This is a genomic window from Persicitalea sp. (assembly GCF_041751555.1).
In the GTDB taxonomy this organism is placed as follows: Bacteria; Bacteroidota; Bacteroidia; order Cytophagales; family Spirosomataceae; genus Persicitalea.
On sequence record NZ_JBGSXF010000266.1, the window covers coordinates 1 to 11,708 of the forward strand.

10 protein-coding genes are annotated in these 11,708 nt (G+C 50.9%); 5 read left to right on the forward strand and 5 right to left on the reverse strand.

Translation table 11 applies throughout. The features are described from left to right. The 3 genes from ACEW8P_RS09440 to ACEW8P_RS09450 form a co-directional block, all read right to left on the reverse strand. On the reverse strand, nt 1–674 hold a 674-nt coding region (locus ACEW8P_RS09440; protein ID WP_373512836.1), incomplete at its 3' end, for a PLP-dependent aspartate aminotransferase family protein. Nucleotides 675–683: 9 nt separating this feature from the next. After that, nucleotides 684–1,868: a sulfite exporter TauE/SafE family protein gene (locus ACEW8P_RS09445; RefSeq protein WP_373512837.1), complete on the reverse strand. Its 1,185-nt coding sequence runs from the start codon at nt 1,866–1,868 to the stop codon at nt 684–686. A 120-nt stretch (nt 1,869–1,988) separates the two neighbouring features. Continuing rightward, complete coding sequence (locus tag ACEW8P_RS09450) at nt 1,989–2,726, reverse strand: SAM-dependent methyltransferase (RefSeq protein WP_373512838.1); 738 nt, start codon at nt 2,724–2,726, stop codon at nt 1,989–1,991. Between the two features lie 53 nt (nt 2,727–2,779). Here ACEW8P_RS09450 and ACEW8P_RS09455 point away from each other — a divergent pair, with 53 nt between their 5' ends. After that, entirely contained in the window at nt 2,780–4,246 is a 1,467-nt protein-coding gene (locus tag ACEW8P_RS09455; RefSeq protein WP_373512839.1) for a sulfatase, read from the forward strand. 128 nt (nt 4,247–4,374) lie between these two features. Here ACEW8P_RS09455 and ACEW8P_RS09460 read toward each other — a convergent pair whose 3' ends face one another. Then, nucleotides 4,375–4,500, reverse strand: a complete 126-nt coding sequence (locus ACEW8P_RS09460) for a hypothetical protein (RefSeq protein ID WP_373512840.1) — start codon at nt 4,498–4,500, stop codon at nt 4,375–4,377. A gap of 136 nt (nt 4,501–4,636) precedes the next feature. Next, nucleotides 4,637–6,199 (reverse strand): arginine decarboxylase, encoded by a 1,563-nt coding sequence (locus ACEW8P_RS09465; RefSeq protein WP_373512841.1) that lies wholly within the window; start codon nt 6,197–6,199, stop codon nt 4,637–4,639. Between the two features lie 524 nt (nt 6,200–6,723). Between ACEW8P_RS09465 and ACEW8P_RS09470 the strand changes: the two genes are divergently transcribed. From ACEW8P_RS09470 to ACEW8P_RS09485, 4 genes are all read left to right on the forward strand, one after another. Next, nucleotides 6,724–7,344: a TetR/AcrR family transcriptional regulator gene (locus ACEW8P_RS09470; RefSeq protein WP_373512842.1), complete on the forward strand. Its 621-nt coding sequence runs from the start codon at nt 6,724–6,726 to the stop codon at nt 7,342–7,344. Continuing rightward, nucleotides 7,341–8,699, forward strand: coding sequence for a TolC family protein (locus tag ACEW8P_RS09475; RefSeq protein WP_373512843.1), 1,359 nt, complete (start codon nt 7,341–7,343; stop codon nt 8,697–8,699). Before ACEW8P_RS09470 ends, ACEW8P_RS09475 begins: the two co-directional genes overlap by 4 nt. An 83-nt stretch (nt 8,700–8,782) precedes the next feature. After that, entirely contained in the window at nt 8,783–9,919 is a 1,137-nt protein-coding gene (locus ACEW8P_RS09480) for an efflux RND transporter periplasmic adaptor subunit (RefSeq protein ID WP_373512844.1), read from the forward strand. 136 nt (nt 9,920–10,055) lie between these two features. Continuing rightward, nucleotides 10,056–11,708 (forward strand): efflux RND transporter permease subunit (locus ACEW8P_RS09485; RefSeq protein ID WP_373512845.1); only part of this gene is annotated, 1,653 nt, incomplete at its 3' end.

Consider the following 11,708-nt stretch of genomic DNA (forward strand, 5'->3'; position numbering starts at 1 on the left):
TTGATGTGCTCTTTGGTGCCAACAACTATGCCTCCCAGCACCCGGCCTTGCCCGTCCATGAACTTCGTGGCTGAATGCACTACCAAATGCGCTCCGAACTCGGCGGGATTTTGCAACGCGGACGTGGCAAAACAATTGTCCACATTGAAAATCAACTTGTGCTTTTTACAAAGCTTACCAATCATCGCCATATCGACCAGTTCCAGGCCAGGATTCGAGGGCGTTTCAATGTACACCATTTTGGTATTAGACAGCACAGCGGCTTCCCAATCTGCTTCGGGAGCCGAGGCGTCGAGGTAGGTATGCGTGATGTTCCATTTGCTGAGAATTTGCGTGATAATCTGGTGCGCCGAACCGAACAGTGCGCGGCTGGCGATGATATGGTCGCCCGCTTGCAGGTGAGCGGCAAAGCTGGCAAATACCGCCGCCATACCCGTGGCAGTGGCCACGCCGTCTTCGCAGTCTTCCAACATACATACCTTATCCACAAACTCCTGCACGCTGGGATTCGAGAAACGGCTGTACAGATTTCCTTGCTCCGTTTCGTCGAAAAGCGCTTTGCCCTGCTCGGCAGTTTCAAAAGTGAAGCTGCTGGTTAGGAAAAGCGGGGTAGAATGCTCCCGAAAGTGCGTTTGCGGGGTCTGGGTGCGAATGGCCTTGGTTTGCTTCTTCATTGGGTACTACTAGATGTTATTAAGGACTACCATGTAAATAATCCTCAAACTTACCACAATTACCACGATTCCGACCAGAATCATCATTGTCTTAATCGGTAGCCGCCGCGACAGATTAGCGGCAATCGGGGCAGCCACCATGCCACCCAAAACGAGTCCCACAATGACCTGCCAGTGCGAAAAGCCGATCAGCGTGATGAACGTTACCGAACTAGCCAGCGAGACGAAAAACTCCGTCAGATTCACCGAACCGATGGTGTACTTGGGATGCCGCCCGCGCGCGATGAGTGTGGAGGAAACAATCGGTCCCCAGCCGCCGCCGCCGATCGCGTCCATTGAGCCACCCAGCATGGCTAACCAACCAATTTTGTTGAATGGTCGTTTTTCGATGCGCTTTTTGAGGGCTTTTTTAATAATTAAAATCCCCAGAATCAGGGTGTAAACTGCTACAATGGGCTTGATAATATACACGTATTCTTCTAGTGATGTAAGTATGTATGCTCCTAAAATAGCCCCGACAACGCCGGGAATGAGTAAGGTTTTGAACAGCTTACTATTCACATTTCCGAATTTCAGGTGCATATAGCCCGACACGCCGCTGGTGAAAATTTCCGAAGAGTGAACGCTCGCACTCGCTACCGAGGGCGGTACACCCAGCGTGAGCAAGAACGTGGTGGCCGTGACGCCGTACGCCATGCCCAGCGCCCCATCGATCATCTGGGCAATAAAGCCGCCCATCAAATAATAAAAAAAATCCTCGTCCTCCAGCAAGCTCGTCCAGACCAAACCCAGTCGATCCAAACTGGCGTAGCTGAAAATCAGGTGACCAATCACCATCAAGGCCAGGGCCGAGAAAATGTTGACCGCAATTTCGGTTCGGCTGCGCTGCCGCAGAACTACTTCCGAAAGACGGCCGGAAATTTTCTTGAAGGCTGAAAAGGAATTTGTACTATTCTCAGGAGAGATTAAAATTTCCTTATCAATTGCAGTCTTGTAAATTGCGTTGGCAAAAACGGCATCAGACTCCTCGGGCAAGTCGGGCATGAAAACTGCGAAGCCCTGCGTCCGCGCCAATGTGGCCAATCTACGATCCTCTACCGGATCACCCGTGGCTATCTTGACAGCATTCAGAGGCTGCCAGTCGACATTTGCCGCTGCTTGCTGAATAGACGTATCAAGAGAAGGGGCTTCCAAAAGTCTATTTAGTATAGTAATTTAGTAGAGTATTACTTCAAAAATAAATGCGGCCCGCCAGGAGCCACATCACAAACGTACAATTCAATTATCAGTTTTCCAAGAAACAAGTAAGACAAACTAGCCCAACAAGAAAATCGTCGGTTGCTTGTGCAAGTCAATTTTGTGCTCGGACCGCGCCCGGTTACGCCACAATCCGATGGTCTGAGTTTTGACATATTCTTCGGGAGCAGTCAGGTTACTGGCCACGCAGAGGAGCGTTTCGGGCTGGCAGGCGGCGAGGATCGTTTCCAGCATGTGGTTGTTACGAAAGGGCGTTTCCATGAATATTTGGGTTTGGCGGCGCTCGTACCCTTCTTTTTCCAAATCAAGCAAAGCCTTCCGTCGCTCTTTTTTGTCGATGGGCTGGTACCCGTGAAACGCAAACGACTGCCCGCTGAGTCCTGAGGCCATCAGCGCCAGCAGTATAGACGACGGTCCTACCAGCGGCACCACTTTCATGCCCATCTCGTGCGCCAGCCGCACGGCCACCGCACCGGGATCAGCTACGCCGGGACAGCCCGCTTCCGAAAGTACCCCAATATCTTGTCCGGTGGGTAGTTCACTAAGTTGGGCGGCGGTGTCGGCTTCGGGTGTTTTCTTGTTCAATTCGTAGAATGTCAAATCCTGAATCACGCGACCTAGCCGCAAACTACTCACGAAGCGGCGGGCGGTACGGAGTTCTTCGGCGAAAAAGTAGTCGAGCCGGCCGATGACCTCCGTCACCTGCGGACTAAGTACCTGCGCCGCTGTACCTTCGGCCAGGACGGTGGGGAGGAGGAAGAGGGTGGAGGTGTTTTCTTGTATTTGAGTAGGCATTTCCGCAAATTGTGTTTTTTACAAAAGAAACCTTTTTAGTTGAATTCAAAAAAATGAAGAAGACCGTACAAGTACTTGGTTTACTGTTTTGCCTTGGAATGGCCTCTCTTTTGGTAGCTTTTGTTTGGAAAAAGCCGGATGCCGCTCTTCCATCACAATCCCAAGCCTCTCCTCCCAACATCCTCCTTATCTTCGTCGATGACCTCGGCTGGGCCGACCTGAGCAGCTACGGCAGCCAATACTACGAGACGCCGAACATCGACGCCCTTGCCGCCAGCGGCGTAAGATTCACGGACGCCTACGCGGCGGCAGCGATTTGTTCGCCCTCGCGTTCGGCTCTGATGTCTGGCAAGTACCCCGCCCGCACGGGCATTACTGACTGGATTCGGGCGAGCTTCCAAAACGCTGAGGCGCGGTACGACGGCAAGAATAAGAAGGAATACGAGCGCGATTTAACCCAAAGGCTAATCGTGCCCCCCATTCCCTTTGAACTACCCCTTTCGGAAAAAACGACCGCCGAGTACTTGAAAGAACAAGGGTACTTCACGGCTTTTATCGGCAAATGGCACCTAGGTTTGGAAACACACTACCCCGACAAACAGGGCTTCGACGTCAACATTGGGGGCTGTGACTTCGGCCAGCCGCCTTCCTATTTTGACCCCTACGAAAACGGCAGAACCAAGGGGATTCCAAATCTGCCACCGCGCAAAACGGGCGAATACCTAACCGACCGCGAGGGCGACGAAGTGATCGACCTGATTCGTAAAAATAAAAACGGGCCTTTCTTTATCAACTACGCACCCTACGCCGTACACACGCCGCTGGGCGGCAAGCCGGAGCTTATCGCTAAATACAAGGCCAAACCAGCCGCTAAGGGTCAGGGCAATCCGGTGTACGCCGCCATGATCGAAAGCCTGGATCAAAACATAGGCCGCATCCTGGCCGAACTGAAAGCACAGAGTTTGTTAGAAAATACGCTGGTGATTTTCACGTCCGACAATGGTGGATTGGAAGGGAACCAAAAAAATCCGATTACAAACAATCCGCCCTTCCGTAGCGGCAAGGGTTTTCCCTACGAAGGCGGCATTCGGGTGCCGCTGATTGTGAGTTGGCCGGGCCAAATCGCTCCTCGCGTGTCGGGTAGTCCGACCATTACGATGGATATTTTCAACACGATACTGGAAACTGCGGGAGTGCAGCCTGACCGCGCCATTCCCAACGACGGCGTGGGCCTGCTTAGCCACCTGCGCACGGGTAAGCCGCTGCCAACCCGGGATTTGTTCTGGCATTTTCCGCACTACCGTTACGAAGAAGTGACGCCTTATAATATCGTCCGTAGCGGCTACTGGAAGCTAATTCACAACTACGAAGATGATTCCGACGAGCTCTATAACCTTAAAGATGACATAGACGAGACGCGTAACGTCGCCGTCCGGCTGCCGAAAAAACGGCAGGAGTTACGAGGAAAGTTGAACGGGTTTTTGGAGAGAACGGGTGCTAGGGTGCCAGTACCGCGCTGACATCGCCTTGGATTCGCTGTGAAACTCTGGGCGTGAAAACGTAGCTTTCATTCAGAGACGTAAATTAAGTAGGAAGGAAACCCCTTGACTGCACGGGCAGCTCTGGGTGATACAGGGTAGTAATCGATTTATACCCGATACGTGGCAGGTTGCTCAACGGGTTGAGTTGAGCCGTACGCGGGGCATTGCTTGCGGGTGCAAGAAGTGGCGAAGAGCATACCTCCGATGACCGCGAGGGCGAACAATTTTTTCATTTTTATAAAAAAGTTAGTTGAAAGTCTGGGGCTTTGTTCCTACCAGAACAAATACTGTACCGAATTTTTTTCAAATCTTGGTCGAAAACGATAGCGGTCTTATAACGAACAAATTACGCGTTGCTTATGCCAACTACTAGTTTTTCGCCTCAGCCATTTCTATTTCTTCCGCTTTCGTAGCGGGCTTGGGCTTACTTGGAGCGATGGCTTCGGCTACGCCATTTTTCGGTTTGCCACTTTTGTTTTCAGGCGCGTTGTCATCGTCATCATCGTCCGACGGAGGCAGCGGCTGCACGTAGGATTCGTCGCGAAAGCCCAGGATTCGGAGCATACTCTCGCTGTCCTGCTCGTTGGCAAAAACACGCGTCGTGATTTTTCCCTCGGCGTCGCGGTCGACCAGTACATGCTTGGGGGCGGGGATCAGGCAGTGCTGAATGCCGCCATAGCCGCCCAGCGACTCTTGGTAGGCTCCCGTATGGAAAAACCCGATGTACTGCGTCTCGTCGTCGCTAATGATTGGCATGTACAGATCCGAGCTGTGCATTTCGGAGTTGTAAAAATCCTGCGAATCGCAGGTCAAACCGCCAAGGTTGACTTTTTGGTAGGGGTTATCCCAGTTATTGATGGGAAGCATGATGTACTTCTGGTTCATGCCCCAGGAATCGGGTAGTTGCGTGATGAACGAGCCATCGATCATGTACCACAGCTCCTTGTCGTTTTGGAGCTTTTTGTCGATGACCTTATACACTACCGCCCCGCTTTCGCCGACCGTATAGCTGCCAAATTCCGTAAAAATGTGCGGTACCGGAACGTTATTCTTATTACAAATCCACTGCACATTCTCAATAATCTCGTCGATCATCTGCTGGTAGTCGAAACCCGCCTGTAACGATGTCTGAATGGGCAATCCACCGCCGATATCGATAGAATCCAAATCGGGGCACATCTTCTGCATCTCGCAGTATTTGAACATGAAGCGCGTCAGTTCGCTCCAGTAATACGCGCTGTCCTTAATACCCGAGTTGATGAAGAAATGCAGCATCTTCAGCTTGAAACGCGGGTTCGGCTCGATCTTATCCTTATATAACTGATTGACGTCATTGTAACGAATGCCCAACCGCGAAGTGTAAAACGCAAAGTTCGGCTCCTCGTCGGTCGCGATGCGGATACCGAAATTCACCGACTCCGCCGTAGTCGACTTTTCGTAGGCTTCAATCTCCTTTAAATTATCCAGAATAGGAATGGCGTTGAAGCCTTCGTTGATCAACTCGCTGAGGTACTGCGTGTAGAGCGGACGCTTGAAACCATTGGCCAGAATGTAGGTGGACTTGCTGACTTTACCGCGACGATACAATTCCCGAATAATAGGTACGTCGAACGACGATGATGTCTCAAGGTGGATATTGTGCTTGAGCGCCTCTTCCAGGATAAAGCTGAAATGCGACGACTTGGTGCAATAGCAATAGGTGTAGCCCCCCTTGTAGTTGAAACGCTTGATGGCATTGCGGAAAAACATCCGCGCGTTTTCGATGTGTTCGCCGATTTTGGGAAGGTAGTTGAGTTTCAGAGGCGTACCGTGTTCCTCGATGATGTCCATCAGGGGTACATTGTTGAATAGCAGTTCGTTGTCCTCGTTAACGTGGAATTCCATCGTTGGAAACTCAAACGTCTGCTGAATCAGGTCAATGTAGCTTTTCATTCTTTATTACAGGGCAAAGGGTGATTGAATGGCTGGTAGTGAAGTGCGCTGAGGGGCGGCAAAATTGCCCAAAATGCATGCTTTTTCCAAACGCATTTCTTTTCTAAATCATTCCGGTGACTGAATTTCATCCCGAATTTTCCTGTGTTCATCCGTCTTGTGGCTGTCTTGGTAAAGTTTCGATTGCAGTCGGGCAGTGCTTGTCTATACATTTGCAGTCGCCAAATTAGCGGACCAAAATAGCTGTATCCGAAAGGTGGAGTTTCCAACATTATCTATATATAATACAAATTGAACATATTATTAATATTTTATTGAACAGTCCATTTACTGCCAGGCAATAAAATTATCATGAAGTGCCGTTAGAGAGTCTGCTTATATCGCTCTGAACAACAGATTGTTGAAAGAAGGTTTTAAGATATAAACATTCGGATTCCTCTAAGTTTCTTGAAAAAAATACAGAAACTTAGAATCTTTTCAAAGTTTCCTTAGTTTTTCTCCTTTGAAAACTACAACTTTGCAGCGTGAAAGATAGGATACTGAAATCAGCCGTGGATTTGTTCTGGCGCTATGGCGTCAAGAGTGTCACGATGGACGACATCGCCAAGGAACTGGGCATCTCGAAAAAGACGATTTACCAGCAGTTTAGCGATAAGGACGCCATTGTGAAGGAGGTTGTGGAGATTGAGCTGAATAGCGAACAGTGCGACATAGATCGTCTGGAAGCCGAAGCCAATGACCCGATTGAGGAGGTGATGCGGACATCAGATTATATGCGGGCAAGTTTTGCCACGATGAATCCCGTGTTACTAAATGATTTGAAAAAGTACCATCCTAAGGCTTGGGCGTCATTCCAAAAACACAAGCATGAACACATTATTCAAAGTATCAGCGGCAACCTGCAACGGGGCGTAGCCGCAGGGCTTTATCGCAACGATATCGACGTGGACGTTCTGGCCCGAATGCGGGTGGAACAGATCGAGATGGCTTTCGATCCCGCAATTTTCCCACCGCAGAAGTTTGCCATGATCGAAGTGCATACGCAGCTTATCCACCATTTCCTGCGTGGCATCCTCACCGCCCAGGGGTTCGAAGTCTATAACAATTACGCAGAAAAATCAGCACAAGAAGTCAATCAATCATGAAACGAGTAGCCATCATAAAATCAATCGGACTGCTGGCCCTTGCCGGGCTACTGGGCGCTTTTCCTGCCCGCGCCCAAACGCCCTACACGCTGGAAGCGGCCGTCGATTATGCGATTAATAACAATCTTAATATTAAGAATACCCAGATCGATGCGAAATCGGCCGAGTCTCGCATTGGCGAAATCCGGGCGACGGGTTTGCCGCAGGTGAACGTCCAGGCTGGCTTGACACACAACCTCATCATTCAAACGGCTTTCTTGCCCGCCGTAGTGGCTGGTGGCAAACCCGACGATCCTCCCGTTCCAGTCCAATTCGGGGCGAAGTACCTCGGAAACGCCGGAGCTACCTTGAACCAGCTTATTTTCAGCGGCACTTACCTTGTGGGGCTGCAAGCGGCGGCAACCTACCGCGAACTGGCCCAGAAAAACGTAGTTCAGTCGAAGGTAAACGTAGCCGAAGCTGTGACCAAAGCTTACTACTCTGCGCAAGTAGCTGTGGAACGGGCCAAAGTGCTTGATTTAAATATCGAGCGGCTCGACACGCTGATGCGTGACACACGGGCGACCTTTGAGGCGGGCTTTGTGGAAAAAATCGACGTGGATCGCCTGGAAGTGCAGCTAAATAATCTCAAAACGGAGCGGCAAAAGGTGCAAAATCTTATTGAGTTGAGCTACACTTTGCTCAAATTCCAGATGGGAATGCCACTGACTGACCAAATTCTCCTGACCGACATTGTGGACGAAAGCGACGCTAACAATCTACCCGCTCCCACCAGCAACGCCGTAGACTACGGCAAGCGAATAGAATACTCGCTGCTCAACACACAGGGCGAACTGGCTCAACTCGACATAAGAAGAATCCGCTCGGGCTATCTGCCCACTGTCTCGGCTTTTGCTTCTTATGGATACAACACAGGACGCAATAGTTTTGGGGATGTTTTTGGCAAGAAATGGTTTAACAGTTCTGCTATTGGCCTGAATGTCCAGATCCCGATTTTCGATGGTTTCACCAAGAAGTTTCAGCAACAGCAAGCGCAATTTACCCTCGACAAACTGAATCAAAGCCGCGACCTGCTCTCGCAGTCCATCGACTTGCAGGTACAGCAGTCCAACATCACGCTCAGCAACTCCCTCGAAACCCTCGGGACACAACAGCGCAACGTAGATTTGGCCGAAGAGGTCGTGCGCGTGTCAAAGATCAAATATCAGGAAGGCGTCGGCTCTAACATCGAGGTCATCAACGCCGAGTCATCCCTGAAAGAAGCCCAGACCAACTACTTCGCTGCTCTGTACGACGTGCTGATCGCTAAGGTCGATTTGTCGAAGGCCAGGGGGGAATTATACGGAGCGGAGTAGTTTAATCCTGGATTAGACATGGGGTGAACAGATAAAAAATTCAACCCTCTCATCATTTTTTACACCACAATTGCCTTAAAATAATGAAAACAAACAACATACTAATCGTTGCCGTTACTACTTTTCTGCTACTGGCTTGCGGCGGCGAAAACGATGACAGTCTGGCCGGAAAACAGGCCGAGCTGACTAAGCTCAAAGGCGAGCAGAGCGAGTTGAATCAAAAAATTAAAGCGCTGGAAACTGAGGTTGCCAAGCTTGACACAACCAATAAACGCGAGGACCGCGCCAAGGCGGTGACGGTGTCGCCGGTGTTGAGCCAAAACTTCCAGCATTATGTGGAAGTACAGGGAACGGTGGACGCAAAGAACAGCGTGATGGTGAGCCCAAAATCGGGCGGCGTCCTGACGTCGGTCCTAGTGAAGGAAGGCGACAACGTACGGCAGGGCGCGACGATGGCCCGCGTGGACAACAGCATCATGAAGGAATCGATCGCCGAAGTGCAAAACCAATTGTCGTTGGCCAACACGGTGTACGAAAAACAATCTCGGTTGTGGGAGCAAAAAATTGGCACCGAGATTCAGTACTTACAAGCCAAGAACAATAAGGAGGCCTTGGAAAAGAAAATCGCTACCCTGAACACGCAGCTTGGGCAGTCTAATATTGCCGCCCCAATCAGCGGCGTGGTGGATCAGGTCATTGCCAGAGTGGGCGAAATGGCCTCGCCCGGGATGCCCATTGCGCGGGTCGTGAATTTGAGCAATCTGAAAATCGTGGCAAAGGTATCGGACAGCTATGTGGCGAGTGTCAAAAAGGGCGACGAGGTGATCGTCAAATTCCCCGATCTAGATCAGGAATACAAAGCCCGCATCACCTTCGTCAGCACGACGGTCGATCCCCTGACGCGGACGTTCCGTATCGAGGCCAACTTACCTTCGAGCAATTCGCTCAAACCCAATATGCTGGCTCAGGTTCAGATCAACGATGCCACCAGAAAAGATGCCCTCGTCATCGACCAAAACTTAATCCAAAGTACCGAAAACGGCACAGTTGTGTATGTGGCCGAAAATGAGGGTGGAAAAAAGGTGGCCAAGTCACGCACGGTAAAAACGGGCCTGACCTACAACGGACAGGTGGAAATCCTGGCGGGCCTGAAAGCCGGTGACGAACTCATCACCCAAGGCTACCAGGACGTGGCGGATGGGCAGGTGGTGACGTTTTAAGTTAAAAGCATAATTATTTTTGGGGTCAAACGGTTAAGGGTTAAAAGATTAAAGGTCTTCTCGTCAAGAAAGAAGTCATAAGGCACCGTTTAACCTTTTACCGTTTAACCTTTTGACCTAATGAAAAACTACCCTTATGAAATCGGACGATCATAAATTAGACGATCACAAAACCCTGTCCTTCACCAACTGGTGCGTAGAGAACCGGACGACGATCTACATTTTTACCTTCATCATCACGCTGGCGGGGCTGTTGGTGTACAATACGCTGCCGAAGGAGCAGTTTCCTGACATCAAGATACCGCAGGTGTACATCAACACAGTGTACTTCGGTACTGCTCCGGCGGACGTGGAAAATACCATCAACAAGCCCATCGAGAAGCAGTTGAAGTCCATCTCGGGCGTCAAGCGCATCAAGTCTAATGCCTTACAGGACGTGTCGGTGATTTTGGTGGAGTTTAATCCCGACGTGGATGTCTCGGACGCTCTGCAGCGGGTGCGCGACGCCCTCGATAAGGCCAAACGCGATCTGCCGCAGAAGCTTGACTCCGGCCCCACGGCGCAGGATGTGAACTTCTCGGAGTTTCCGATCATGAACATTAATATTGCGGGCAACTATTCCTTGAAGCAACTCAAAGAGTACGCCGAGGACTTGCAGGACGCCATTGAGGCCATGCCTGAGATCAGCCGCGTGGACATCGTAGGGGCCTTGAACCGGGAAATTCAAATTAATGTCGACCTGCCTCGGATGCAGGCGGCCGGACTTTCTTTTTTCGATATTCAGTCGGCAGTACAGGGTGAAAACGTAAACGTCTCGGGCGGCGATTTGCCCGTGGACGGAGTGCGCCGCACGCTGCGCGTGAAGGGTGAGTTTTCAGACGTCAATCAAATAGCCGACCTGCGCATCCGAACCAGTACGGGAGCGGTACTTCGGCTGGGCGACGTAGCGGAAGTACGCGACAACTTCGAGGAGCAGCAGGACTTCGCTCGGCTCGACAACAAGCCCGTCATCACGCTGAACGTAATCAAACGCGCCGGAGCCAACCTGATCGCTGCTTCCGACCGCATTGAGAAAACGATTGCCGATTTCGAGGAAACGCGTTTTCCGCAGGGACTCGACATTCTGATCACCGCTGACCAGTCGGAGCGGACGCGGGCGGAACTGCACGACTTGGTGAATACCGTAATCCTCGGCTTTATCTTCGTAGTACTTGTACTAATGTTCTTTATGGGTGTCGGCGATGCCATCTTTGTAGGACTTGCCGTGCCTCTGTCGGCGCTGGTTGCGTTCACATTGATGCCCATCATTGGGCCAATCGTCGGTACCGCTTTCACACTCAACACCATTGTGCTGTTCGCCTTCCTCCTTGGGATAGGTCTCGTGGTGGACGATGCTATCGTGGTGATCGAGAACACGCACCGATTATTCAATCAGCACAAGGACTGGTCCATAACGCAAGCCGTGAAAGCGGCAGCGGGTGAAGTGTTTATTCCGGTACTTTCAGGTACGCTGACGACCATTGCGCCTTTCTTCCCACTATTGTTTTGGCCGGGCATTGTGGGTGAATTTATGAAATTCCTGCCCTTAACGCTGATTCTAACCTTGATGTCGTCGCTGTTCGTGGCTTATGTGATGAACCCCGTCTTCGCGGTGTCGTTCATGAAGCGGCACGATGAAAATAAAGATGAACACAAGAAGCAGTCGTTCAAGAAGATTCGTCGGCCCATAATCGTACTGGCGGCGGCGGCCCTGGTCGGATACTTCATCGACCGCGGCATCGGCAATTTC